This window comes from Cognatiyoonia sp., from assembly GCF_965661665.1.
In the GTDB taxonomy this organism is placed as follows: domain Bacteria; phylum Pseudomonadota; class Alphaproteobacteria; order Rhodobacterales; family Rhodobacteraceae; genus Cognatiyoonia.
In genome coordinates this window covers 63,591-88,369 of the sequence record NZ_CBFIEO010000012.1, presented here as the reverse complement: position 1 = coordinate 88,369, position 24,779 = coordinate 63,591, and the positions used below count along the sequence as shown (strand labels likewise).

The following is a 24,779-nucleotide window of genomic DNA, read 5'->3' as shown; positions in this document are numbered from 1 at the left end:
ACGGCTTAAGCCCTTCTAGCTGCGAAAGAGTTTCCCCGGCCCCTCAACCGTTGCATGTGCGCGCCGGGCCATGTGCCATGCTAGGGCAGTGTTCGAACTGATGACGGGTAGGCCCAGCTCCGCTTCCAAATCTTCGATTACACCAAGGGTTTTTAGATTGGTGCAGGATAGGAAAATACCGTCGACGTGAGTTTCCGCTGCGATGATCTGACTCGCGCGTGTCAAAGAGTGGGGCGAAATACGCGCCACGTTGCGTTCAACTTCTTCGCCAAAGGATAAGGTGTTAGGGACTTTAATCCCGCCGCTCTCAAACGCTTGCCTCAAGGGTTCGGCAACAGTTTCGACATAGGGTGAGACGATCCCGATCCGTGAGAGCCCGAGGACTTTGAAGGTAGCCAGCGCCGCCGTCAAAGGATTGGTGACGGCCTTTGCTGCGCAGGTCCTACGCACAAGTGTTTCGACCTTATCCTCTCCAATCAGCGTCGTGCCTGAGGTGCAGGCATAACCCACGACGTCAAAGCGTAGCCCGTCGGGAAAAAGACCCGCTGCACGTGGCAGGTCACGCGCCATCTCGTGAATGCTGTCTGGTGTCAGTTCACGACCGGATTGGATGCGGTTGACATGCAAGCGTACAGCTTCAGGCGAGAAAAGCTTGTGAAAATCGCTTTCGATGGTTTCGTCCGCCTGCAAAACTATCAGACCCACCGTCGGGCGTGGATCATCAAGAAGGTCATATGCAAAATGCTTGACCATCAGAGGATCGGGAGCTCTGGCGCGGCGCGGGGGGACAAAAGCTCCGGCCCGTCTTCCCTGAGCAGGATGTTTTCTTCATGCACCATCATCCTGCCCGGTCCGATAATGGCCCCAGGTTCAAGCGTCAGGACCATACCCGCGCGCAATTCCGTATCATCGAGTGGAGTAGCAGAGGGCCATTCGGTGAGTGTCACGCCCAGACCGTGCCCCAATCGGCCCCTGACCGGTTCAGCACCACGCTGCCGCAATCCGTCGCTAAGCATCTTGTGAATGTCACTTGAGCGGTGGCCGGGGCGCAGATCGCGCAGGGCGTCGTCAGTCGCCTGCCAAAGCGCGTCATAACATTTGCGGGCGGCGTCAGAGGCGATGCCAATGGCGTAGTTCCGATCAAAGTCGCAAAAGTAGCCATCTTTCGTCGCGCCTGTGTCCAGCATCAAAATGTCGCCGTCCTGCATCGGCCGCGTATCCGCGGGGGAGATGACGTCGCCATAGCCATCCGGCCCCGCCGCGCCCGCGACGTAGCTGACCCAATCCGCGCCTTCGGCCAAGCAAACCATCTGAAACGCGCGGAAGGCCGCGTCGAGCGTTTGTCCAGCGCCGGCAAACTCCGGCACGCGGTCAAAGGTGTTTCCTGCAATGATGCAGGTTGCCCTCATTTTCTCAATCTCTGCTTCTGATTTGATCTCCCGCACTCGCTGCACGCAGTCTGTTGCATCGGCGAAGGTGCGGTCCCCGATGGCCTCACCAACCCGTTCATAGTCCGCAAGCGGCATCCGTAGGTGCGTCTCCAACCCCATCGGAAGCCCAATGCGCCCGCCGCTTGGGCAAAGCCCGCACAGCGTGTCGGCCAGGAGGGTCACGCCGTCATCATTCGGATTTGGGGCGTCCCATGTGCGGATGTCGTCAATCCATGTGCGCGACATCAGATCCGCCCCGATGGAGGGGATGACGGCGACCGGCTCTCCTTTAGTAGGAGCAATCAGAAACCAAGGACGCGCTGGGCTTTCCCAAAAGCGAGTGAGAAAACCGGTGGCGTAGAAGATATCTGCGGGCGACGTGAGCAACAGCGCATCCAACCTCGCCGCCGCCATCCGCGCCTGAAATTGGGCAATCCGTCCACGGAATTCATCGCTGGGAAAGATCAGCGACCTATCAGGCATCTTCTGGGCCTTCGCTAAGGATCGCCCAGACCCGCGCATCTTCCGGTAACGGCAATCCGGCCAGTAACGCTGTCAGTCCAGCCCCGCCTGACGGCGTGGTTTCCAATCCCATGCTAGCGAGGATCGGCATCGCCTCTTCGGCTTCATCCTCGTTGATAATGACAAATTGATCCGCATCCCGCGCCAATCCGTTGAGAGCAATCAAAGACGCCGTTTTGCAATCAAGCCGACCCATGGAGGAGACGGGACCCGTGCTCTCCACCAATTCACCTGCGCGGATGCTTTCCATCAGGGCAGGGGCTGCTTCGGGTTCGACGACGATGATCTCCGGCGTATCGCCCCAGCGACGACGGGCATAGGCTGCAATGGCGGCGGCGAGCCCCCCAACACCTGCCTGCAGCATGATGTGGGTTGGCGCCTGATCCATCTCATCCGCAGTTTCTGCGGCAAGCTGAAGGTACCCCTCCATTACACGGTAGGGCAGATCGGTATAGCCGTCCCAAGAGCTGTCGGAGAGCAGCGTCCAACCGCTCTCCTCCGCTGCTTTTAGGGCCGCGTCCATACTTTCTTCATATTGCGATCCAGCGCGGACAACCTCCGCCCCCATCTTGCGCAATCGCTGCGCAAAGGGCTCCGGCACGGTTTTGGACAGGTAAATCACAGCTTGCGCCCCAAAGATCCGCGCGCCTGCAGCGACGGAGATCCCGTGATTGCCAGCACTTGCCGTGGCAAAGGTGCGGCCCGCCAAAGCCGTGGACCAATCATCTGGCTTGGTCGCTGCCGCTTCCCGCGCTATGGCGTGAGCCGCGCCAAGGGCCTTGAAACTTCCTAACCCCATGCGCGCCCGTTCATCCTTCATCAGAACAGAGGCAACCCCCAGCCGATCTGCAAGCTCCGGCACCGAGGTCAGCGGCGTTGGCGCATAGGCCGGACATTGGCCCAACAGCTTGGCCGCACCTGCGTTGTCATCGCAAGGCATCGGGGCGTTGAGCGACAAACCAATTCCGCGCCATGTGTTCTTGATTGCTTTCGGCATTGCGCCCGCCTCCCTCTTTCGATGGCACAGCTTAACACACTGCGCCGCTGGCGCTGGTGGTTTGCGACACTCTTCCCCAGTTCAACGTCGCTTAGTCGCGCCCTGCATAAAATTTTTTGAAAGACTAGGTGCATTGTGTGGAACAGTCGTTCCAATGGAATTGACCCCTGATTTGCCTTACGGCGAAAATAAGGCACACTGGAGAGTGCTGTACTTTTTGGTGTTATGAGTATGTGGATGAGCGACCTAGATCATATGATCGCCTATTCAGTCGCAGCGCTTGCAAGCGGTGACGAAAACAGAATCCAATCATTGGTACGGGATCTGGCCGAAGACTGGCCCGCGCAGTCTGCGTTGAGCGTGAGTTTTGCGCTGACCTCTGCCGCGACGGAGCTGGAAGGCGTTTCTATCAAGAACGCTGATGCGGCCAACACTGGCTATCGGCTGGCCTCTTTGGTTGCGGCTGATGTTATGGCGATTGAAGTGATGGGACGCAGCAACGCAAAGACGTTGCACCTGCTGCACTTTTGGCGTCGGGTCGATCTGTACTTCCTACAGGCCGCCGGACCCCAGTTCATAACATCCGTATAACGTCCTTATCGATGGCGAGGACATAGCCCTTGCGGGCGATGTTCTTGACCAGAAGTTCGCTCATCATTTGATTGCCCAGCGAATCGCGCAGACGCTTGATGCGAGTTGCACCTGCGGCTTCATCGCAATCTGCGGCACTGCGGCCAGAGATGACACCTTCAATCTCGGCCCCTGTTAGAACTTCATCGTCCATTCGTGCTTCGGCTAGGACAGACAGTGTCTCAATAGCCGCCTCTGTCAGCTTGAATTCGAAGTCGTTCAGATAAACTGCCTTTTCATCGCGACTGATGGTGAGTGAGTTCACTGCAATCCCCTGCCGCTCAATCCGGCTCATCCGCCGATTCAGAGCGATGAGCATGACAAGGAACGCGATAGCCGCAATCAGCAGCGCGGTCGCGAACACCAGCAAGACGAAAATGACGAAACGATAGGACGACAGCGTATCAGAAAACGCCGTGCCGGACTGGGCAAGGATTTCAAGGAGCTTGATCTCCGCATTTCCGGTTAGGGTATCATTCTCAATAAAGAGCCGTTCGACCCGCGCGTTGAACGCATTCGCATCGGGCAGGTTCAAAAAGAGCAGGGCCGCCGCTATCAGCAAGATCACGACGATGGCGATCACGCCGCCAATCACGATCCGGTTGCCGATCTCGCGCGCTTCAGTAGCGGAGGAAGTAGTCACCTGCGCTTTCCTTTCTTTCATCCAAACCTGCGTCGTCAAAAACGCTCAGGACATTGAGCAACGTCCAGCCGTCTGAAGCCAGCTTGCCTGGCAGCTCCTGTTGGGCTGCTCCGACAGAACATTCGCCATCAATCTGCGCAACGCCGTAGTGCAGGCGCAGTGGATCCTCTTGCTTGGCCTTATAGTCGGCGTAGCAGGCTGCATTTACCATGCTGGCGCTCAGCCCGAGAGCGAGGGAAAAAGAAAGTAGGTGTTTCATGCCATCACTTTGACCTTTGGCTTGAGCGTTATTCAATAACGCATGATGTTATCGCGGCTGCTAGCGCATAACCATCCCCTGTTATTGAGTAGCATTTGACCCTTGGGCGACGGTGTTTCCATCACCTCCATACGTGGAAAGGAAACACGATGTACAATGCACTAATCGCTGGGATCACCGCGCTGTCCCTGACACTTGCAAGCGCTCAACCTGTCCGCGCTGGCGGTCTGTCACAAGATGACATTGGCAAAATTCTGTTCGGGCTGGTCGCGACGGCGACGCTGAGTGCCGCGATCAACAACAACCGTAATGATCTTCGGGAGCCCGCGACACGCAACACCTACACCAACGAACAAACGCAGCGTGTGCCACGCAGCGAACCGCGCCGCTCAAACAATACACGCAATGATGTCTTCCGTTCGGAGGTCTTGCCACGCTATTGCGTGACCCATGTTTCGACACGCTTCGGCGAACACCGTGTTGTTGATCGCCGTTGCCTGCGCCGCAATGACGTGCGCATGCGTTACTTGCCGCGCCAGTGTGCCGTGCGTCTCTACACTGATCATGGTCCGGTGCGCGGCTTTGATCCACGCTGCCTGCGCCAAGAAGGATACCGTTTCCGCCGTCACTAAGGTCGCGGTATCTGGGGCCGCCCGCGCGCAATGACTTGCGACGCGGGCGGATGTCTGTTCACTGGTGGCATGACCGTCGCCAAGCCCTCGTTCGAGTTTGAGTTCGCCGCGCAACAGCGCGGCTTTCTGCGTGTCGCAGGCGTGGATGAAGTGGGGAGGGGGCCGTTGGCTGGGCCAGTTGTTGCTGCCGCAGCCGTGCTAGATCCTGAAAACATCCCGGACGGGTTGAACGACAGCAAGAAACTGAGCGCGAAGCGGCGCGATGCGCTTTATGGAGAATTGTTGGAGGTGGCGGATGTCTCTATCGCCTCCGCCTCGGTCGAAGAGATTGACGAATACAACATTCTTCGGGCGTCGCATATCGCGATGGAGCGCGCGGTGGCAGGGCTAACGTCGCCGGCGGATTACCTTCTGATCGACGGCACCATGATCCCACGCGGCATGAACCTGCCATCTGCGACTTTGGTCAAAGGCGATGGACGGTCCTTGTCGATTGCAGCGGCATCAATTGTGGCAAAAGTTTGGCGCGACCGCCTGATGGTGGATTTGGCGCAACAGCATCCTGGCTATGGCTGGGACAGAAACGCAGGTTACCCGACGAAAGAACACAAAGCGGGACTCAAAAGCCACGGTGTCACTCCACATCATAGGCGTAGTTTCGCACCGGTACACAATATCTTGTATCAAGCGAAAAATGTAACTAATTGATTCAATAAAGTTATTTACAGCGAATCGCCTCTGACTCACATTGGGATCAAACAACGAGCGGCAAAAGCCGCCGGGACAGAGGCAAGATATGACAACAAAAACGAAGGCGGCAAAGCCTGCGACGCTACCGCTTAATCAGATACTTGACGGTGACTGTATTGAGGTCATGAACAGCCTTCCGGCTGAGTCCATCGACCTGATCTTTGCCGATCCTCCCTATAACCTCCAGCTGCGCGGTGACTTGCACCGCCCAGACAATTCCAAGGTGGATGCGGTCGATAATGATTGGGATCAGTTCGACAGCTTTAAGATTTACGATCGGTTCACGAAAGACTGGCTCGCTGCGGCGCGACGCCTCTTAAAGCCAAACGGCGCCATCTGGGTGATCGGCAGCTATCACAACGTCTTCCGAATGGGCGCCGAATTGCAGAACCAAGGGTTCTGGATTTTGAATGACGTGGTGTGGCGCAAGTCAAACCCGATGCCCAACTTTCGTGGCAAGCGGTTCACCAACGCGCATGAGACGTTGATTTGGGCTTCAAAAGAAGAAGCCAGTAAATACACGTTCAACTATGAAGCCCTCAAGGCATTGAACGAAGGTGTGCAGATGCGTTCCGACTGGGTGCTACCGATTTGTACAGGTCACGAGCGCCTGAAGGACGAGAACGGCGACAAGGCGCATCCGACCCAAAAGCCAGAAAGTCTGCTGCATCGCGTGCTGGTTGGGTCGACCAATCCGGGTGATGTGATCCTTGATCCGTTCTTTGGCACGGGTACAACGGGTTCTGTTGCCAAGATGCTGGGCCGTGATTTCATTGGGATTGAACGAGAAGAGGCCTATCGTAAGGTTGCCGCCAAACGCCTGTCAAAAATCCGCAAGTTTGACAAAGAAGCGTTGGAGGTCACCCAATCCAAACGCGCAGAACCGCGCGTCGCCTTTGGTGTCCTGGTCGAGCGTGGAATGTTGCGCCCAGGGGAAGAGCTTTGGTCCCAGAACGGTCGTCACAAGGCGAAAGTCCGCGCTGATGGCACGCTCATCGGGGACGACATCAAAGGATCAATTCATCAGGTTGGTGCCCATCTGGAAGGTGCGCCAAGCTGCAATGGCTGGACATACTGGCAATTCAAACGCGATGGGCAAAAGGTGCCGATTGATCTGCTGCGCCAGCAGATACGCGCGGAGATGGCCAAACACTAGATTTTACGAATACCGCCGGTGCGAGAAGTTCATTTGCTATGCAGCTGGATCAAACGCACGTAACTTTACCCCGCCCTTCGTGGCGGGGTTTTTTCTTAACGCGGCATTGCGTTGGTCGCTGTCTTATAGGGTGTCCAATCCTCAATTTCTGGATAATACTTCTCTCGCCACGTTCGGACCTTGGGGTTCATGACTTTGCGCCACAACGTCGGTGACAGCGCGATGAGCGTCATCACGGTGTAGCCGAATGGGAGTTGTGGGGCTTGGTCATCTTCGTAGTTTTGCAACAACGGAAAGCGACGGTCAGGCTTGTAATGATGATCCGAATGGCGCTGCAAATTGATCAGCAACCAGTTTGTGGCTCTGTGTGATGCGTTCCAGGAATGGTGCGGCTGAACATGCTCATACTTGCCTTCCCCAAGGTGTTTGCGGGTCAGGCCATAATGTTCGATGTAGTTGACCAATTCCAAATGGAAGATGGCTATGAAGGCCTGCGTTGCGAACAGGAAGACGCCCCACCATCCGCCAAGGCCAGCGGCACAAATCAGAAAACCACCTTGCAAGGCCCAGTACCGCCAAAATGGATTGCTGCTGTAGGTCCAAGGCAGCTTTTTGCGGGCAAGCATCGCCTTTTCCGCGTTGAACGCGGACCGATAGCATTGGTGCAAGACACGCGGGAAATAACGCCAAAAGCCTTCGCCATAACGCGCAGTGACAGGGTCTTTCGGGGTGGCTACATAGCGGTGATGTACCAGCAGATGCTCAGACCGGAAGTGGGAATAAAGGACGGATGCCAACAAAATATCAGCCATCCAGCGCTCTAGCGTGGGTTTCTGGTGCATCAATTCGTGGCTGTAGTTGATCCCAATCGCGCCAGAGATCACCCCGATCCCAACGAACAGTGCCCATTGCTCCCACGCCGCCAAATGGCCCGTAGCGAAAACATAGATCATAGTACCGAAGATCAGCGCGACTTGCAGCGGGGCCCAGATGATCGTGATCGCACGATACCAGAACAGTTGATCGTCCGGTGTGTTCGGATCAGCGTTTTCTTTGTTGTGGCCCACGATCACATCAAGGACTGAGAAAAGATACCACGTTGCAAGTGGCACCAGCAGGAGCGTCCACCCGCCATTCGCCGCGCTGATCGCGACAAGTGGCAGCAACAAAATCGAAAGCCAAAACGGGGCGGCGCTCGTCATGCGGGATATGTTTGGTGTCAATGGGATCGACGTCATCTAATCGCTCCTAGTTTGCATCAGCATATCCAGACGCTTGGAAAGTCTCAATTATGACGAAACGTCGCTGCTGCGAGGTCGAAAACCTTGCGCATTACGGTCGGCAAGTCGGACGGGCGGAACGCATCCTTTGGGATGAAGGTGCCGGCTTCTGGGCGAATGGTCTCTTGCGCCGCCGACACCATCACTTTGAGCCTCAAATGGAAATGCGTAAAGGTGTGGCGCGCTTCGCCGTCCAATTCTTGCCAATCGGCGGCAAAGGGTGGGTTTGGTGTCGGGTCGTCGTTCCAGTCTGATCCGGGCCAGCCCAACATACCGCCCAGCAGGCCCTTCTCTGGCCGTGTTTCCAACAGCCAAGACCCATCGTCACGTTGTGCGACGTACGCGATGCCAAAGCGGGTTGGCTTTGCCTTCTTTGGCAACTTACGCGGCAACTCTGCCGCTATACCTGCCAGACGCCCTTCGCACCCATCCCGCCACGGGCAGATGCCGCAGGCGGGGTTGTGAGGGGTGCAGATAGTTGCGCCGAGGTCCATAACAGCTTGTGCGTAGTCGCCGGGGCGGTTTTTTGGCGTGACCGCCTCCGCCAAAGCCATCAGTTCTGTCTTGGCCGTGGGCAGGGGCGTCTCAACATTATGCCGCCGCGCCATGACCCGTTCGACGTTGCCGTCCAGCACTGTCTCCGGCAGATCAAACGCAATAGTGCTGACCGCAGCAGCAGTGTAAGGGCCAATCCCCGGCAGTTTCAGAAGCGCATCGTGATCGGCAGGAAATGTGCCATCATGCTCTGCCACGACCGCGCGTGCGCATTTCAGCAGGTTCCGCGCACGGGCGTAGTAACCAAGACCGGCCCACGCCGCCATGACATCCGCATCCTCCGCCGTGGCCAAATCCTCAACACGCGGCCAAATGGTCGTGAACTTGATGAAATAGTTCTTCACCGCTGCCACGGTCGTCTGTTGCAGCATAATCTCAGAAATCCAGACGTGATACGGATCAGGGCGAATGCCTGCTTTGCGGTCTTCAGGTGATACGCGCCACGGCATGACCCGTGCATGGCGATCATACCACTCCAACAAGGTTTCGGCTTGGTCACGCAATCTTTATTCGCCTTCAAAAGAGTTTCAGTGGCTTGGCGGGTCTTTCGTCGTAGACTAATACAAAATGATGAGCCGACCACGCCATAATGGAACGACGCACGGATTCTCTCGTGCGGTCACGCTGATGCAGACCCGCATTCGCAAAGCCAGCGAGGGGCGAGGGTTTGCGGAAACGCGGCTATTAACCCACTGGTCTGAGATTGTGGGGGAGGATGTGGCCGCCACAGCAAAACCCGTCGATATCGGCTTTGGGCGCGGTGGCATGGGCGCCACGCTGACCATTTTGACGACCGGCGCGATGGCGCCGATGGTTGAAATGCAAAAAGAACAGATCCGCGAAAAGGTGAACCGGTGCTACGGCTATAACGCCATTTCGCGCGTGCGGATCACGCAGACCGCACCGACGGGATTTTCTGACGGTCGCTTTGCGTTTGAACCGGCCCCGACCAAGCCAACAGAGCCCGATGCGGACGCAGAGGCGCGGGCTCGCACCGTTACACAAAAGGTTGAAAGCAATGATTTGCGGGATGCCTTGGCGCGGCTGGGTGCTAATGTCATATCAAAACAGAACAACTGATTAGAGGTTAGGATGAAACGCAGAACACTTCTTGGTGCTGGCGCAGCGACACTTGCCCTTGGGGGCGGATGGATGCTCCTGCAAAATGGTCAAAGCCAGCCGGGATCAAACCTGCTTGTCGGCATGGCCAATGCGCAAGAAGCGACCATGACAGAGATTCAGGATATGGTTCTTGGCGCAGATGATGCGCCGATTGAGGTCATCGAATACGCCTCCTACACCTGCCCGCACTGTAAGACGTTCCATGATCGCGCCTTCAAAGAGTTGAAGCAGAACTACATCGATACCGGTAAGGTCCGCTTTGTTTATCGCGAGGTGTATTTTGACCGCTTTGGTCTATGGGCCTCTATGGTAGCGCGGTGTGGTGATGCGGCACGTTTCTTTGAGATCACAGATATGATCTATGAAAATCAGCGGGAGTGGACAGCCTCCGGCGATCCGGCAACGATTTCGCAAGAACTGCAAAAGATCGGCAAGATCGCAGGCTTGGACCAAGCGTCCCTGGATGCGTGCTTGACCGATGGCGCGTTTGCGCAAAGCCTTGTCGGCTGGTTCCAAGCGAACGCGGAGCGCGACGGCATCAACTCAACTCCGAGCTTCATGATCGATGGCGAGAAATATGCCAACATACCGTACACCGATTTCGCGCGCATTCTGGACGAAAAGCTCGCTGGCTGATGACGCCGCTCGCCGGTCTGAAAGTCATTGAACTGGCACGTATTTTGGCCGGCCCTTGGGCGGGTCAAACGCTTGCTGATCTGGGTGCGGAGGTCATCAAGGTTGAAGCCGCCGCTGGCGACGACACACGGCGCTGGGGCCCGCCTTTCATCGAACATGAGGGGGAAGAAGCCGCCGCCTATTTCCACAGTTGCAATCGCGGGAAATCATCGGTTGTCATTGATTTTCGCACTGATGAGGGGCGCGCGGAGCTGCTCGACCTGGTCCGCGATGCGGATGTTTTGATCGAAAATTTCAAGGTTGGCGGGTTGTCCAAATATGGCCTCGATTATGAGGCGTTGAAGAAAGATCATCCACGACTGGTCTACTGCTCTATCACCGGTTTCGGACAAACCGGCCCTTACGCGCATCGCGCGGGCTATGATTACATCATTCAAGGAATGTCTGGCCTTATGTCCGTCACGGGTAAGCCTGAAGGGCAACCACAAAAAGTTGGCGTGGCGGTGACGGATGTGTTCAGTGGGATGTATGCGGCAACATCGATCTTGGCCGCGATCCATCAGCGGGACCGGACAGGGCAGGGGCAGCATCTTGATGTGGCCTTGTTAGATGTGGCTTCAGCGACGATGGCAAACCAAGCGATGAACTTTCTCGCCACCGGGCAATCACCAGAACGGCTGGGCAATGCACACCCCAACATTGTCCCCTACCAAGTGTTCGACTGCGCTGATGGGCACATCATCATCGCATGTGGTAATGACGGTCAGTTTCAAAGCCTGTGCGCTGCTCTGGGGCTGCCCGATCTGCCCCAGGATGAGCGCTTCAAGACCAACAAGGACCGACTGGCCCATCGGTTTGAGGTGACGGAACTTTTGACAGGTGCCACCCGCCAGATTTCGAAGGCTGACCTCCTTGAGCTTTGTGAGACGGCAGGCGTTCCTGCAGGACCGATCAACAAGATGGGGGAGGTTTTCGACGACCCGCAAATCCGCCATCGCAGGATGCAAGTCGATCTGAACGGGGTGCCAAGTGTGCGCTTTCCCGTCCGTTTTTCAGGTGCGGAGGTGTCTGCGAACCGCCCGTCGCCCAAACTGGGCTCTGGTCATTCAGACGAGAGTTGAAGGCCAGCGTCGGTCAGCAATTTATCGATGGCTGACCAATCGCTCACGTCCAACCGGACAGGTACAGTCAGCACCTTTTGACGGAAGCTGTCGGGCAATCGAACAGCGTCTTTTTCGGTCGTGACAAGCTGCGCGACTAAGGTTTTCGCCTCCAGTTCTAATCGCTTCATCAAGGCGTCCGTCAGCGGCTGATGATCTTCTAGCGGTTCAGACTTGATGAGGTTCGCTCCCATATCTCGTAGCGTGCGAAAAAACTTGTTTGGATCGCCAATGCCCGCAAAGGCGAGCACCCTCAGACCTGACCAAGTCATCCCCGTTTGAAGCGGCTTCAAAGTCGCATAGGTTTGCGGGATGGCCACAGGCAGATCAAGTTTACCGTCGCCTCCAATGCAAAGCACCACATTTGCGCGGGCCAGCCCTGCTGCGACAGTCTCCCGCAAAGGGCCAGCTGGAATGACACGCCCGTTGCCAAACTGCCGGCGCCCTTCCACCACGACAATGTTGATGTCTTTGTGCACGCTTGGGTTCTGAAACCCATCGTCGAGGAGGATAACATCGGCCCCAGATGCCTCCGCCGCTTTGACGCCCAAAGCCCGGTCCTTGGCCACCCAAACGGGACCAAACGCTGCTATCAGAAGTGGCTCATCTCCCACCTCATCGGCGCTGTGATGTGATGTGACCTGCACGGGTCCAGCGACCGTCCCACCATAGCCACGCGACACGACCTGAGGTGTGAGGCCAGCGCGTGTCAGCCGCTCCAACAACGCGATGACAGTTGGGGTTTTTCCTGTGCCACCGGCATTGATGTTGCCCACACAAATCACAGGGACAGCCGCCCTATGCGTTGGCGGCGATTTCACCCGTCGTGCCGTGAGTGCGGCATAGATCCACCCAAGTGGGGCCAGCAGGGTGCTCTGCCATCCGGCGAGCTGATACCAGAACGACGGCTCACGCATGCTCAAACCGTTCTGGGTCGATATAGGACAGAATGAAACGGCTAAGATGTTCCAATACCTCCGCCCCTTGGGACGTGACCTCCCAACCGCGCTGGGCATAGAGCGCTGTTTTGTCTGCCGACAGCAAATGCGCGACGGCTTGTCCCAGAATGTCAGGGCTGTCACAGACAAACGTCGCATCTGCCGACATCAAATTATCAAAGTGGGCAGCGTATGTGCCCATGTTCCGGCCGTGGATGGCCACAGACCCGACAGTCGCAAGGTGGTACGGATCAATACTTGCGGCAGTCGTCAAGCTTCCCCCAATATACGTGACCGGCGCAAGACGGCACCAAAGCGCGATATCGGCGGGATCAGCTACATGGACCTGTGTCACATCCGTTGGCAGTTCACCCGCAAGTGCAGAGCTGACGCTAAATCCCGCAGCCTTGATCGTCTCAACCTGAGCGGCGGGGTCGTCCGAAGGGGCAATCACGCAGAGCAGCCTGTGGGAGCGCCGTGCTGCCCCTCGATGTGCTTTCAGAATGAGGGGCACCTCACTGATGTCTGACTGGGCCGCCAGCCACATGGGTCTTGGCCCGATCTTCTGCGCCATCTCGTATCGCTCCTCCTCATCGCAAGGAAGCGCCTCCCCCGTTGCTTGTAGGGAGCCTGAGATGATGATCCGGTCCGCGTGAACGCCTGCTTTCATCAGACTGTCAGCCGCTTCGGGTGAGCGTACAAAGACTTGGGTCAATTGCGTCAGCAATGATCGCGTCTTTCCTGGAAACCAGCCGCGCCCGACCTTGGGCAGCATTGCGACGCCGCCATCGACAACAGCCACGAGGATCGCGTTGGTCTGACAACAGGTCAGGGTCGTTGCATCCAAAACGCCTCCGACCCACAGCACCAATCGGGGTCGCAGGGTTTCGCAGAACTTGGTGATCTCTTTCGCGCGTATCGGGTGCCACATGAACGCGCCACTGTCGCGTGGCGTGGTGATTTCAAACCAGATGTTGGGATTTTCTGCTTGGATAATACGCTCCAGCTCCAACAAGACCGGCGTCTTTCTGGGATCATCGCACCTGACCCAAATGGCGGCGCGATTGCGGTTTGGAGAATCCTTAGATGGCGGCATCGCGCGGTCTTTGGGTCAGCCCAATTCTTCTGTTGATGAGGCTGCTACTTCTTCATCCCACAGGCGGTGAAGATGCGCGGTGTAATAGTGCATATGTGCATTATCCACGGTCCGCTGCGCAGTGGCCTTCCATGCGTTGTAAGCAGATGCGTAGTCAGGCAACATGCTAACAATGTCGATCTCGTTGACGTCCTTGAACACGTTCTTGGTTGGCTCGACTAATTCGCCACCGAAGACCAAATGCAAGCGTTGGGTCATGTTGTCCCTTTCATAATCACTTTGGGGGAGGGTAGTTGGTGTTTTGGGCTTGCTCAAGTTCAAGCAAGCTTTGGCAGGAGCTTCTTCACGATTTTGCCGCCAGCAAGGATGCCATCAGCCATTGGCTTGGAGTGGTTAAAGAGATGCGGTTGGCCGGAGCGGTCGACGGCCATGCCGCCAGCCTCTTCAACGATGAGCGATCCGGCCGCGATATCCCATTCCCATGTTGGGCGCAATGTCAGCATGGCGTCAAAGCGGCCATGCGCTACTGCCGCCAGACGGTAGGCAAGCGACGATCTGAACTGCCTGTTGAACCCGGGCGGTTTGCCGGCAGCCCAAAACTGCGGCTCCATATTGAACTTCGCGGTCAAAACCGTCGACCCACCCAATGTATTGGCGGCGGTAACACGCATCGGCGCACCGTTGAGGAAGGCACCTCTACCCGCCTCTGCATAAAACGTTGTGCCTTTCTTCGGCATCTCAACCACTGCAGTAATGGGGCGCCCATTTTCGACAACGGCGAGCGACATCGCCCAATTCTCATTCCCTTGGATAAAGGCGCGGGTGCCATCGATAGGGTCGATGATAAATTGGCGCTTGGTTGCAAGGCGGGCTGCATCATCCTCCGTCTCCTCCGACAGCCAGCCATAGTCGGGGCGGGCGGCCCTGAGACGCGCCTCAAAATGCGCGTTAACGGCAAGATCGGCCTCTGTAACCGGACCGGCATTCTCCGACTTTTCCCAAACCTTCGGGTCCGCACGGAAATAGTGCAGTGCGATCTCCCCCGCCTCGGCTGCCACCTTTTTCAGAAGCGTAAGATCACTCTCCAGCAAGTGTCAGCCCTTCGATGAGGAGGGAAGGCACCACGCGGCTTAGGTGCAGTTGCGCGTCGTTGGCGGGCACGAGGTTCAGCAGCATGTCTTTGAGGTTGCCAGCGACAGTGCATTCGTTGACGGGGTAGGTGATCTCCCCATTCTCAACCCAAAACCCGCTTGCCCCACGTGAATAATCGCCTGTGGTTGGGTTGATGGTGGAGCCGATCATGTTTGTCACCAAAAGCCCAGTGCCCATGTCTGCGATCAGGTCATCGCGGGTCCGGTCGCCTTGTGTCATGTGCACATTGGTGAGCGACGGTTGCGGTGGTCCGTTTGTCCCCCGGGCGGCGTTTGCGGTGCTCTCCATCCCAAGCTTGCGCGCGGTTGCCAAGTCAAGCGTCCAGCCCTGCAAGACGCCATCTGTGACGATGTGCCGGGCCTTGGTTGGCAGCCCTTCGGCGTCAAAGACACGCGATGCGCCGGAGCGTTTCTTGTGCGGGTCTTCCATAATGTCAAGGTGGCTTGGCAAAACCTGTTTGCCGAGCGAGTCTATTGCCCAGCTTGCGCCCCGCGCGATGGCAGCGCCATTTGTTGCGGCCAACAGATGCCCGATAAGGGAAGATGCAATCCGTTCGTCAAACAAGACGGGGAAGGCCCCGGTCTTTGGTTTGCGTGCATTCAATCGCGCGACGGCACGTTCGCCTGCGCGTGTGCCAATCTCAGCGGCGCTGCACAAATCTGACTGAAACACGCGCCCGTCGAAATCATAGTCCCGCTCCATCCCCGTCCCTGCGCCGCTGATGGCGACACAGGACAGACCGAAGTCACTCCGCGCAGAGCCGCCGCCGAAGCCGTTGCTGGTTTGGAAATAGGCCTGCCGCTTGCCATAGCCTGCCGCCGCCGACTGGACTTGTGTAACGCCTTCGACTGCAAGGGCGCTGGCCTCAGCTTCCAATGCCAAGTCTTGTAGTATGGCCGGTTCCGGCTCCGCGCTATCGTCTAAGAGTTCGAGTGCGGATGCGTCTGTCTCCACCGCGAATTGTGACGGATCGGCAAGGCCGATGTGTGGGTCGTCGGGCGCTTCTTTCGCCATTGCCACAGCGCGCTCGGCCATCTCGGAAATGGTTCGGCTCTGCGTGTCGGAGGAGGAGACGTTCGCCTGCTTTTGCCCGATCAGGACACGCAAACCGATATCGATACCTTCAGATCGGTCCGCCTTTTCCAGTTTTCCATCATGGACTGTGATCGACAGAGATGTCCCCTCCACAGCGATCGCATCGCAGCTTTCCGCGCCCGCCTTTTGGGCGGCGTCGATCAAGGCTTGTGTCAAATCGGGGAGCGTCTGGGTCATCAATCATCCTTTGCTTGGATGTGACCTAATCCGCTTGGGGGTCTCTCGCAAGTCTGGCAAGTAAAGCGGCCCCACCTTGGGGGCCGCCAAACGTTTTACTGAATGCGTTGACCGTTCGCCAGAATGTGGCCTTCGCTGTTCACTTCAAGGGTCGATGTCAGCTCATCATCGCCAACATTGCGTGCAAACATGCCCATCATCATGCGCGCACCCATTGCCTGATCTTCTGGCAGAAGACCCATATTGACGAGTGTATCAATCAGTTTGTTACCGCCCTTCAGGTTCAACGTCACCTGACCCTCTGGACGTGGCATGTCTGGCACCACAAACGGCGAGTCGTTGTCGAGGTTGAAGCTGCCATCGCCCGTTAACATCGCGCCTGCAATGACCAGTTTTAAACGGTCAAGGTCGAGCGAATAAAGCTCGCCCGGCTGGTCAGAGTTTTCCATCGCTTCCGCTTGCTCAGGGTCCAGAATGTCAAAGAAGAGCTTGGCAGTGCCAGACAGCGCCATGCTGATTGTTGCCGGATCACGGGGCAATTGGCCCATTGGATCGAAAAGCATCCAAATCTCATCATTGATGCTCAGGTCAACTAGATCAAAGCTCATGCCGAATGGCGCGGGTTCTTCCGTCTGGCCAAGTGGCATTTCGATCCCAACGCCGTAGTTTGCCATGTTGACATTCACGGGGAATGGCATGTCGGGCACGGTCATTTGCGCTGCGATGTCGTTTGTTGCCACGTTGTAAGACATCTTGTCTGCATTGATCGCGACAGCAATATCACTGCTGCTGGTGCTGACCGTGCCATTTGCCGTGTCCGGCCCGTCGTTCACATCGAACAGGAAGTTTGCGTTGTCATAGCTATAGGCCCCATCAAGCGCGAAACCGTTGACGAAGAGGTCGTTGGGGTCTTCAAAACTGCCATCAACGGGCAACGACATATTTGCGGTGAACGCCAGCGCGTCGAGCTTGCCGCTTATCAAGATTGTCCCATCGGTGGAGCGGTCAGTGACGTCTACCAAAACATCGACAGATGTGGCGGCAAGGTCAGAGGTGATATCGCGCATCTCACCCATCGTTGTTGAGTAGCTGCCGCTCAGGCCATTCATCACGAACCGTATGTCGCCTTGGACGACTTCACCATCTTGGATGATCTCATCAATGACGATGGCATAACGGTCGGCGTTGATGGCGTAATCCATCGCGTCAGGATCACCGCTCACCAAAATTTCCAACCCGCTGTGTTCGAAAGTCATGGTGACGTTGCCGCCAGAGCGGTCTTCCACCATGATCGGTAAGGTTTCCGTCATCGTAACGGAGACGGTACCATCCCCGTTTTCTTCAAACTTGATGGAGGCAATTGTCCCTTCGGACTTCGTTGTACCATCATCGAACATCATGGTGAGGTCGGTCACGACGACTTTGCCATCGCCCGCACTTTTACTACCGATGGAAATGCCATCCTCCCCGTAAATCTCAAACTGGTCTTTCCAATCGTTCCAAACATCTTCGGCGGTCACGTCGGCAAAGGCGGTGTTTGCGCTGACCAGCGCAACGGCGCAAACGGAAGCTTTAAGGGCGTTCAAATAGGTCATTCTGAAATCCTTGTTGGTGATCTACATTATGTTTGCGCGCCTTGCCTATCGGGTCAAGGTACGTGATCTTGCGATTGACCTAAGTAGTAACTGTGCAGATCAAAAGGCGAACCCATGAAAAACTTCGATCTCACCGGCAAAACGGTTGTCGTGACAGGGGCCAGCAAAGGCATCGGTGAAGCGGCCGCGCGCGCCTTTGCCGCGCATGGGGCCAAGGTCGCGCTTTTGGCGCGGTCCGAGGGGAAAATCACTGAAATCGCCTCTGAAATTGGCGATACAGCGCGGGCGTATCCCTGCGATGTAGCCGACTATGGCGCGGTGCAGTCTGCAATCGCAAAAACGGCGGAGGAGTTGGGCACTGTCGATATACTTGTAGGAAACGCAGGGGTCATCGACCCCATCGGTCATTTGGGCGACACCAGCCCAGCAGCGTGGGGTAAACTTATCGACATAAATGTAAAAGGTGTGATGTACGGTATTCATGCGGTGTTGCCAGAAATGCTTTCGAATGGCGGCGGCACAATCATCACGGTGTCCTCTGGTGCGGCCTACAACCCCGTGGAGGGGTGGAGTGCCTATTGCAGTTCAAAAGCCGCAGCTCTGATGACGACCCGGGCCGTTGATCTGGAATATCGGAGCCGGGGTATCCGGATGATGGGTCTGTCCCCCGGGACCGTAGCCACTGACATGCAGCGCACCATCGCTGCATCTGGCGTCAATGTGGTGAGTCAGATTCCTTGGGAGAATCACATCCCGCCCGAATGGGCGGCGGAAGCGTTGTTGTGGATGTGTCTGCCAGAGGCGGACACCTACTTGGGTGCGGATGTGCGTTTGCGGGATGAGGACATACTCCGGAAGGTGGGCCTGATTTGATTACGACGACCAAAGAGGGTGCGCTCACCATCCTGACGCTCAACCGGCCTGACAAAGCGAATGCGCTTACCCCTGAGATGATTGAAGCGCTGATTGAGGCGGTTCAAGACAATGCCGATCAAAAAGTGCTGGTTTTGACTGGCGCAGGCAAAGTCTTCTGTGCGGGCGCCGACCTTGATGCTGCAAAAGCAGGGCTCGCCACCAGCCCGCTGTGGGAAGAACTCTCGGGCGTGATCGCTGAGTTCAAGGGCCTGACCATCGCCGCGTTGAATGGCACCTTGGCGGGAGGTGCCTTTGGGATGGCCTTGGCCTGTGATTTGCGTATTTCTGTCGAGACTGCGAAATTCTTCTATCCAGTGATCAAACTGGGCTATCGCCCGCAACCGTCTGATCCCAAACGTCTCCGTGATTTAGTGGGGCCGGCGGGAGCTAAGCGAATTTTTCTGCTGGGGGAAAAAATGTCTGCGGTAGAGGCGCATCGCATCGGCTTGGTCGACTGCCTTGTAACAGAAGGTGATGTCGTGTTGGCTGCTCAGGAGCTTGCTGCGATGACGCTGGACGCGGAGGTCGAACACGTGCAAGCCATCAAGACAATGATCTAAGGCAACAGGAATCCGCACATGGATCAGCAAAATGAATTGGTTGTGCAGGCGTTAGACTACTGGGACCAAGCTGTGCAATTGGGCAAAAACTGGCTCTTGTCCCCAGCGGCATGGTCGCAGCTGGGACTGCTGATCGCAGCTTACGTTCTGGCGGTACTCGCAACGCATATTTTGGCCCCCCGGATTTGGAACGCGCTCAAAGACAACAACATCGAAATTCCATACCCGCACCGCGTTGTTGAGATCAAAGGCAACGCATCCGACGTCACATCTTGAAAACCGCGCTTGTCATCGGGGGTGGTCCGGCTGGCCTGATGGCGGCGCAAGTGTTGTTGGGCGCAGATGTTGCCGTGCAGCTCGCCGATGCGATGCCAACCTTGGGCCGCAAGTTTCTGATGGCTGGGAAGTCGGGGCTGAATGTCACGAAGGATGAACCCCTTGAGGAATTCATGACGGCCTACGATCCGCTTCCGCCGCGGCTAAGGGCTGCGTTGGAAGGTTTCGGGCCGGAAGATGCAAAAGACTGGATGGCCGGCTTAGGTCAAGAGATTTTCACTGGGTCTACAGGCCGTGTGTTCCCGAAGGCGATGAAAGCGTCCCCGACGTTGCGGGCATGGCGCAGCCAGATCGAGGTCGAGGTGCTGACCCGCTACAAATGGATGGGATGGGGTGCAAAAGGTGCGCGGTTTGACACGCCCAAAGGGGAGCGTGAGATCATAGCGGATGTGACCATCCTCGCACTTGGTGGTGCCAGTTGGGCGCGGCTTGGCTCTGACGGGACATGGGCCGATCACTTTGACGATCAGGTGGTGGCCTTTGCGCCCTCCAATGTCGGGTTCATCGTCCAATGGACCGACCATATGACCCACCATTTCGGGACGCCGATCAAAGGGACGAAAGTTACCTGCGGAACTCTTGAAAGTCGGGGGGAATGGGTGATTTCGGAACGGGGCATCGAAGGGGGGGGCATCTACACGATCAGCCGCGCCGCGCGGGATGGGGCCGCGATCACAGTTGATCTCAAGCCCGATTGGACTGTTGAGCGTATCCGTGAGGCGCTCACATCAGGAGGCAAGCAAAGTCTGTCCAATCTTTTGCGCAAGCGGCTGAAACTGGACTCCGCAAAGGTCGCGCTCTTGTCGGAGTTTGGCAGGCCGTTCCCAGACGACCTTGCCCCGCTCATCAAAGCCCTTCCAATCAATCACCTAGGGCCGCGCCCGATGGATGAGGGGATTTCCACTGCAGGCGGTTTGCGTTTCGATACCCTGACCGATGATTTCATGCTGCGGGATCGACCGGGTGTTTTTTGCGCGGGCGAGATGTTGGATTGGGACGCGCCTACGGGTGGCTATCTGATCACCGCGTGTCTTGCGACGGGTATGGCCGCAGCCAAAGGCGCTTTAGCTTATCTGAACGGCTAGCGTTTGCCCATCATGGCGAGGCGGATCAACGTGCGCTCCATCAGGGCCAATTGCGGCGCTGTGCTTGCCGAACGCAACTGAAGGTCGGTGTCGGTCAGTGCGGTCAATGCCTTCTCCAGACGGTCACGGCCCCAACTGCCCGCTTGCCGCGCAATCTTATCCCGCCGTGGGCCATACACAGGCGGGCGCAGCTTGCCCACACCGGACCCCGGACCGCCCGGATCAGAGGCGACGACATGCAAACGCCGAAAATGCCGCGTCGCGCCGATGCAAAGCGTCACAGGCGTCACGCCTTGCGCATAAAGGTTGCGCAAAGCTGGACCCAACTGATCGGGCCGCCCAAACGTCACAACATCTAGGATGTCGTCGATGTCCACCTCCGCCCCCTGCGGCGCACAGGCGGCGATATCATCCGTCGTCAACGGCGTGTCATCGCCCCACTTGTAAAGCGACAGCTTTTCTAAGGTCTGACGAAAATCACCGGGCTCAAGCGTGCTGCCTAATGCCATGATCGCATCCATCACATCGCGGTTCGGCACGGTGAGACCGTTTTCGACCAAGCTCGCCTCGATATCCCCGCGGGTCGGCGGGTCATCATAAATTCCAATCGCTACAGCCGCTGGATGCCCCTCAAACACCTTACGAAGCGCTGACTTCGTTGTCAGTTGTCCTGCGGTGACAACGATCTGAGCGTCGCCCGGCTGCCAATCTTCCAAGGCGGCACCAAGCGCTTTTGACAATCCTTCGCTGGCATCCTCCACAAATGCGACGCGGTGGCCTGGAAAGAAGCCTTGCGCTTTGAGCGCATCGTTGAGCATGGCGGGATCTCTGCGTAACTCGGCCCCGTTCATGCGGGTAAGGCGCATTTCCTCCTCACCTTGCGGACCGACGAGGGAGGCGATGACCGCCTGCCGCTGTGTCGCCACACGCATTGGATCGGCGCCAAAGATCAGCAAGCCAGCATACGATGGGTGCGGCTTCTTGAGATAGGCCGCCGCGTCGCGGCCCGTCAGTTTCATGAGGGCGCCCCAAGTACGACTATCAGATCGACGGCCAATTGGTCGGCCAGGATCTGCGCTAAGCGCGCCCGCGCATCCCGTTCTGCCGCTTGGGTGGCCACGGTTGATCCGGTTGCGGAATAGCCCGTGAAGGACTGAACTTTGCCGGATAAACCAGTGGAAGGGGCTGACCAGTTTGCAATCCCCGTGATGTCAAACCGCGTCGTGTCCCCATCGGAGGTAACCGCAGCGGCGCTGCTTGTCTCGGAGAGTGTGATCGACACCTCTGTTGCGCTGGCCTCCGGTTCGCCAAACCGCGAAACCAAGTCGCGCCGCACGCGAAAGCCAAGTTCCGTCTCCGGCGTGACGAACCGCAGCTGTCCCTGCAACGCACGACCTGCGCCGCCTGTGCCATAAAGCGGCGTGAACCCGCAGCCGCCAAGCGCCACAAGCCCCAAAAGGGCAAAGCGCCGTCGGCGGTCAGGGGTCACTGCATCAAATGACAATATTAACAATCCGTCCTGGGACCACGATGATCTTTTTCGGTGTCGCACCATCAAGCGCGCGCACAACACCTTCCTGTTCTAAGGAGAGTTTTTCAATCTCATGCTTGGGCATGTCTTTGGCGACGGCGATTTCTGACCGACGTTTGCCGTTCACTTGGATTGGCATGGTCACGGTGTCTTCGACCAGCATGGCCTCGTCCGCCACAGGCCACGGAGCATTTGCGATGAGACCTTCACCACCAAACATCTGCCAAATCTCTTCAGATAAATGCGGGGTGAAAGGTGACATCAGATGTGCTAGTGTGACCATCGCCTTACGCTTTGCATCACCGCCTGCTTTGGCTTTCTGGACTACGTTGGCATAAGCGTAAAGCTTTGCAATCGCTGCATTAAATCCAAAACTCTCGACGCCATTGGTGACGTCTTGGGTGGCTTTGTGCATAGCGCGCAGCAGGTTTTCATCCTGAGCGCCATTGCCGCTGTCCAATGCAGCAATCTCGGTCGCCATGCGGTAGATGCGGTTCAAGAATTTGAACGCCGCATCCGCGCCAGAGGCGGTCCACTCCACGTCCCGCTCCGGCGGGCTGTCGGACAAAACGAACCAGCGGGCGGTGTCGGCGCCATAGGCGCTGACGATGTTCACTGGATCGACGACGTTCTTTTTGGACTTTGACATCTTGGCGGACGGAATGATCGCAACCGCTGTCCCATCGGCCAGCTTTCCATCGCTCACGTCTTCGGGAAGGTGATAGACAGGGCGTCCCTGGTCGTCGCGCGTTTGATAAATCTCATGCGTCACCATGCCTTGGGTGAAGAGCGCATCAAACGGCTCCTTGGTCCCTTGCGGCAGATGACCGGTCTTGTTCATAGCGCGTGCAAAGAAACGGGAATAGAGCAGGTGCAAGATCGCGTGCTCTATCCCACCGATGTACTGATCGACATTCATCCAATAGCTGGCATCGTCCAGATCAACCGGAGTCTCCGCCCGTGGTGATGTGAACCGCGCATAGTACCAAGAGGAGTCGACGAACGTGTCCATGGTATCGGTTTCCCGCTTGGCGGGCTTACCGCAAGACGGGCAGGCGCAGTCACGCCATGTCGGGTGGCGGTCCAGCGGATTGCCGGGGACATCAAAAGTGACATCGTCAGGCAAGCGAACTGGTAAATTCTCTTTCTTTTCTGGGACAACGCCGCAATCATCACAATGGACGATAGGAATCGGGCACCCCCAATAACGCTGGCGGCTCAGACCCCAATCGCGCAGGCGGAACTGTGTCTTGCCAGTGCCCCAGCCTTCGCGTTCTGCAAAATCGATGGTCTTGTCAATGGCGGCCTGCCCGGTCGCCTCTTTCAAACCAGCAAAATGGTTCACCCAGCGGACAACCTCATCCTTAGGCGGCACGAAGGCTTCATTCCTAACTGGTGTGTCGTTTTCCAAAGCGAAGAACGTGTCGATGACGGGCAAATCGTACTTCCGGCAGAAGTCCAAATCGCGCTGATCATGGGCCGGACAAGCGAAGATGGCGCCTGTGCCGTAGTCCATTAGGATAAAGTTCGCGATCCAGACGGGTAAGTGCCAGTCAGGGTTCAACGGGTGTTGGACGGTGATGCCGGTATCAAAACCTAGCTTTTCGCCGGTTTCCAGCTCCTCCGCCGTAGTGCCACCCTTCGCACATTCCGCACGGAACGCGGAAACAGCGTCATTTTGCGCGGCAAGTTCTTTGGCGAGCGGGTGATCGGGCGAAATTCCAACAAAGGACGCACCGTTCAGCGTGTCGGGCCGAGTTGTATAGACATCAATCGGGGCGCCGCCATCGGTGCGCTGAAAACTGAATTGCAGGCCGCGCGATTTGCCGATCCAGTTATCCTGCATCAGTCGTACCTTGGCGGGCCAGTTTTCCAACCCGTCCAGAGCGTTCAACAGCTCCTCCGAATAGTCGGAGATTTTGAAGAACCACTGGGTCAGCTCGCGCCGTTCCACATCCGCGCCAGAGCGCCAGCCTTTGCCGTCGATCACCTGTTCGTTCGCCAGAACGGTCATATCGACAGGGTCCCAGTTGACGACCGCGTTCTTGCGATAGACCAAACCCTTGTCTAGCATGTCGATAAACATCGCCTGCTGCTGGCCGTAGTATTCTGGATCACAAGTCGCAAACTCGCGGGTCCAATCAAGCGACCAGCCCATCGGTTTCATCTGATCGCGCATGTCGGCAATGTTTTGGTAGGTCCAGTCTTTCGGATGGCCTCCAATCGCCATCGCCGCATTCTCTGCTGGCATCCCGAAAGCGTCCCAGCCCATCGGGTGCAGCACATTGTGACCGGTCGACAGCTTATATCGCGCGATCACGTCACCCATCGTGTAGTTCCGCACGTGACCCATGTGGATCCGGCCGGAGGGGTAGGGGAACATCTCAAGCACGTAGTACTTTGGATTGTCGTCGCTGCGAACCGCTTTGAAGGTCTCCGCCTCGTTCCAAGCGGCCTGCCATTTCGGTTCAATGTCGGAAGGTGTGTAGTTGGACATTCTCTTGTTTCTTATGTGCAAACGCCGGGC

Annotated in this window: 27 protein-coding genes; 11 read left to right on the top strand and 16 right to left on the bottom strand. The window is 57.1% G+C overall.

The window, feature by feature from the left end; genetic code table 11:
* Window positions 1-15: 15 nt before the first annotated feature.
* From ACTF5F_RS09550 to ACTF5F_RS09540, 3 genes are read right to left on the bottom strand one after another with little or no spacing between them, the layout of a single operon-like run.
* Window positions 16-753 (bottom strand): maleate cis-trans isomerase family protein, encoded by a 738-nt coding sequence (locus ACTF5F_RS09550; protein WP_438956640.1) that lies wholly within the window; start codon window positions 751-753, stop codon window positions 16-18.
* Complete coding sequence (locus tag ACTF5F_RS09545) at window positions 753-1,913, bottom strand: M24 family metallopeptidase (RefSeq protein ID WP_438956639.1); 1,161 nt, start codon at window positions 1,911-1,913, stop codon at window positions 753-755. Before ACTF5F_RS09545 ends, ACTF5F_RS09550 begins: the two co-directional genes overlap by 1 nt.
* Complete coding sequence (locus ACTF5F_RS09540) at window positions 1,906-2,949, bottom strand: pyridoxal-phosphate dependent enzyme (RefSeq protein ID WP_438956638.1); 1,044 nt, start codon at window positions 2,947-2,949, stop codon at window positions 1,906-1,908. Before ACTF5F_RS09540 ends, ACTF5F_RS09545 begins: the two co-directional genes overlap by 8 nt.
* Before the next feature lie 237 nt (window positions 2,950-3,186).
* On the opposite strand from ACTF5F_RS09540, the gene ACTF5F_RS09535 reads away from it, so the two are divergent.
* Entirely contained in the window at window positions 3,187-3,540 is a 354-nt protein-coding gene (locus ACTF5F_RS09535) for a hypothetical protein (protein WP_438956637.1), read from the top strand.
* On the opposite strand, the gene ACTF5F_RS09530 is transcribed toward ACTF5F_RS09535, so the two are convergent.
* Both ACTF5F_RS09530 and ACTF5F_RS09525 read right to left on the bottom strand, forming a co-directional pair.
* The gene (locus ACTF5F_RS09530; RefSeq protein ID WP_438956636.1) at window positions 3,524-4,243 is read right to left on the bottom strand and encodes a winged helix-turn-helix domain-containing protein; all 720 of its coding nucleotides are present in this window, start codon (window positions 4,241-4,243) and stop codon (window positions 3,524-3,526) included. The genes ACTF5F_RS09535 and ACTF5F_RS09530 overlap by 17 nt on opposite strands.
* Window positions 4,200-4,481 (bottom strand): hypothetical protein, encoded by a 282-nt coding sequence (locus tag ACTF5F_RS09525; protein ID WP_438956635.1) that lies wholly within the window; start codon window positions 4,479-4,481, stop codon window positions 4,200-4,202. The genes ACTF5F_RS09530 and ACTF5F_RS09525 overlap by 44 nt, the downstream gene beginning before the upstream one ends.
* Window positions 4,482-4,630: 149 nt before the next feature.
* Between ACTF5F_RS09525 and ACTF5F_RS09520 the strand changes: the two genes are divergently transcribed.
* The 3 genes from ACTF5F_RS09520 to ACTF5F_RS09510 all read left to right on the top strand — a co-directional run bounded on the left by ACTF5F_RS09520 (window position 4,631) and on the right by ACTF5F_RS09510 (window position 7,019).
* A complete protein-coding gene (locus tag ACTF5F_RS09520; protein WP_438956634.1) occupies window positions 4,631-5,113 on the top strand; it encodes a hypothetical protein in 483 nt (160 codons plus the stop codon).
* 30 nt (window positions 5,114-5,143) lie between these two features.
* On the top strand, window positions 5,144-5,821 hold the full coding sequence (locus ACTF5F_RS09515; protein ID WP_438956633.1) for a ribonuclease HII: 678 nt from the start codon (window positions 5,144-5,146) through the stop codon (window positions 5,819-5,821).
* Between the two features lie 88 nt (window positions 5,822-5,909).
* Window positions 5,910-7,019 carry a site-specific DNA-methyltransferase gene (locus tag ACTF5F_RS09510; RefSeq protein ID WP_438956632.1) on the top strand — a complete coding sequence of 370 codons (1,110 nt, stop codon included), beginning with the start codon at window positions 5,910-5,912 and terminating at the stop codon, window positions 7,017-7,019.
* Window positions 7,020-7,114: 95 nt separating this feature from the next.
* Here ACTF5F_RS09510 and ACTF5F_RS09505 read toward each other — a convergent pair whose 3' ends face one another.
* Window positions 7,115-8,257, bottom strand: coding sequence for an alkane 1-monooxygenase (locus ACTF5F_RS09505; protein WP_438956631.1), 1,143 nt, complete (start codon window positions 8,255-8,257; stop codon window positions 7,115-7,117).
* A gap of 47 nt (window positions 8,258-8,304) precedes the next feature.
* Window positions 8,305-9,357, bottom strand: a complete 1,053-nt coding sequence (gene mutY / locus ACTF5F_RS09500) for an A/G-specific adenine glycosylase (RefSeq protein WP_438956630.1) — start codon at window positions 9,355-9,357, stop codon at window positions 8,305-8,307.
* A 67-nt stretch (window positions 9,358-9,424) separates the two neighbouring features.
* Here mutY and ACTF5F_RS09495 point away from each other — a divergent pair, with 67 nt between their 5' ends.
* Genes ACTF5F_RS09495 through ACTF5F_RS09485 form a run of 3 tightly spaced genes read left to right on the top strand, consistent with a single transcriptional unit; the run spans window position 9,425 to window position 11,733 of the window.
* Entirely contained in the window at window positions 9,425-9,934 is a 510-nt protein-coding gene (locus ACTF5F_RS09495) for a DUF721 domain-containing protein (protein WP_438956654.1), read from the top strand.
* 12 nt (window positions 9,935-9,946) lie between these two features.
* Complete coding sequence (locus ACTF5F_RS09490) at window positions 9,947-10,612, top strand: DsbA family protein (protein ID WP_438956629.1); 666 nt, start codon at window positions 9,947-9,949, stop codon at window positions 10,610-10,612.
* Complete coding sequence (locus tag ACTF5F_RS09485) at window positions 10,609-11,733, top strand: CaiB/BaiF CoA transferase family protein (RefSeq protein ID WP_438956653.1); 1,125 nt, start codon at window positions 10,609-10,611, stop codon at window positions 11,731-11,733. Before ACTF5F_RS09490 ends, ACTF5F_RS09485 begins: the two co-directional genes overlap by 4 nt.
* Here the strand turns inward: ACTF5F_RS09485 and lpxK are convergent.
* The 6 genes from lpxK to ACTF5F_RS09455 all read right to left on the bottom strand — a co-directional run bounded on the left by lpxK (window position 11,715) and on the right by ACTF5F_RS09455 (window position 17,825).
* Window positions 11,715-12,689: a tetraacyldisaccharide 4'-kinase gene (lpxK, locus tag ACTF5F_RS09480; RefSeq protein WP_438956628.1), complete on the bottom strand. Its 975-nt coding sequence runs from the start codon at window positions 12,687-12,689 to the stop codon at window positions 11,715-11,717. The two genes, ACTF5F_RS09485 and lpxK, sit on opposite strands and share 19 nt — an antisense overlap.
* Complete coding sequence (locus ACTF5F_RS09475; protein WP_438956627.1) at window positions 12,682-13,806, bottom strand: 3-deoxy-D-manno-octulosonic acid transferase; 1,125 nt, start codon at window positions 13,804-13,806, stop codon at window positions 12,682-12,684. Before ACTF5F_RS09475 ends, lpxK begins: the two co-directional genes overlap by 8 nt.
* A 15-nt stretch (window positions 13,807-13,821) precedes the next feature.
* Window positions 13,822-14,064 (bottom strand): DUF4170 domain-containing protein, encoded by a 243-nt coding sequence (locus ACTF5F_RS09470; protein ID WP_438956626.1) that lies wholly within the window; start codon window positions 14,062-14,064, stop codon window positions 13,822-13,824.
* Between the two features lie 59 nt (window positions 14,065-14,123).
* A complete protein-coding gene (locus tag ACTF5F_RS09465; RefSeq protein ID WP_438956625.1) occupies window positions 14,124-14,897 on the bottom strand; it encodes a 3'(2'),5'-bisphosphate nucleotidase CysQ in 774 nt (257 codons plus the stop codon).
* Window positions 14,884-16,230 (bottom strand): TldD/PmbA family protein, encoded by a 1,347-nt coding sequence (locus tag ACTF5F_RS09460; RefSeq protein WP_438956624.1) that lies wholly within the window; start codon window positions 16,228-16,230, stop codon window positions 14,884-14,886. The genes ACTF5F_RS09465 and ACTF5F_RS09460 overlap by 14 nt, the downstream gene beginning before the upstream one ends.
* Window positions 16,231-16,325: 95 nt before the next feature.
* Window positions 16,326-17,825, bottom strand: a complete 1,500-nt coding sequence (locus ACTF5F_RS09455; RefSeq protein WP_438956623.1) for a DUF2125 domain-containing protein — start codon at window positions 17,823-17,825, stop codon at window positions 16,326-16,328.
* 114 nt (window positions 17,826-17,939) lie between these two features.
* Here ACTF5F_RS09455 and ACTF5F_RS09450 point away from each other — a divergent pair, with 114 nt between their 5' ends.
* Genes ACTF5F_RS09450 through ACTF5F_RS09435 form a run of 4 tightly spaced genes read left to right on the top strand, consistent with a single transcriptional unit; the run spans window position 17,940 to window position 20,721 of the window.
* Entirely contained in the window at window positions 17,940-18,698 is a 759-nt protein-coding gene (locus ACTF5F_RS09450) for an SDR family oxidoreductase (protein ID WP_438956622.1), read from the top strand.
* Window positions 18,695-19,300, top strand: a complete 606-nt coding sequence (locus tag ACTF5F_RS09445) for an enoyl-CoA hydratase/isomerase family protein (RefSeq protein WP_438956621.1) — start codon at window positions 18,695-18,697, stop codon at window positions 19,298-19,300. The genes ACTF5F_RS09450 and ACTF5F_RS09445 overlap by 4 nt, the downstream gene beginning before the upstream one ends.
* Before the next feature lie 18 nt (window positions 19,301-19,318).
* Window positions 19,319-19,576 carry a hypothetical protein gene (locus tag ACTF5F_RS09440; protein WP_438956620.1) on the top strand — a complete coding sequence of 86 codons (258 nt, stop codon included), beginning with the start codon at window positions 19,319-19,321 and terminating at the stop codon, window positions 19,574-19,576.
* Window positions 19,573-20,721 carry a TIGR03862 family flavoprotein gene (locus ACTF5F_RS09435; RefSeq protein ID WP_438956619.1) on the top strand — a complete coding sequence of 383 codons (1,149 nt, stop codon included), beginning with the start codon at window positions 19,573-19,575 and terminating at the stop codon, window positions 20,719-20,721. The genes ACTF5F_RS09440 and ACTF5F_RS09435 overlap by 4 nt, the downstream gene beginning before the upstream one ends.
* Here the strand turns inward: ACTF5F_RS09435 and holA are convergent.
* The 3 genes from holA to leuS are packed head-to-tail and all read right to left on the bottom strand — an operon-like array spanning window position 20,718 to window position 24,749.
* On the bottom strand, window positions 20,718-21,740 hold the full coding sequence (holA, locus tag ACTF5F_RS09430; protein ID WP_438956618.1) for a DNA polymerase III subunit delta: 1,023 nt from the start codon (window positions 21,738-21,740) through the stop codon (window positions 20,718-20,720). The two genes, ACTF5F_RS09435 and holA, sit on opposite strands and share 4 nt — an antisense overlap.
* Window positions 21,737-22,225 (bottom strand): LPS assembly lipoprotein LptE, encoded by a 489-nt coding sequence (gene lptE, locus ACTF5F_RS09425; RefSeq protein WP_438956617.1) that lies wholly within the window; start codon window positions 22,223-22,225, stop codon window positions 21,737-21,739. The genes holA and lptE overlap by 4 nt, the downstream gene beginning before the upstream one ends.
* The gene (leuS, locus tag ACTF5F_RS09420; RefSeq protein ID WP_438956616.1) at window positions 22,215-24,749 is read right to left on the bottom strand and encodes a leucine--tRNA ligase; all 2,535 of its coding nucleotides are present in this window, start codon (window positions 24,747-24,749) and stop codon (window positions 22,215-22,217) included. Before leuS ends, lptE begins: the two co-directional genes overlap by 11 nt.
* Window positions 24,750-24,779 lie beyond the last annotated feature (30 nt).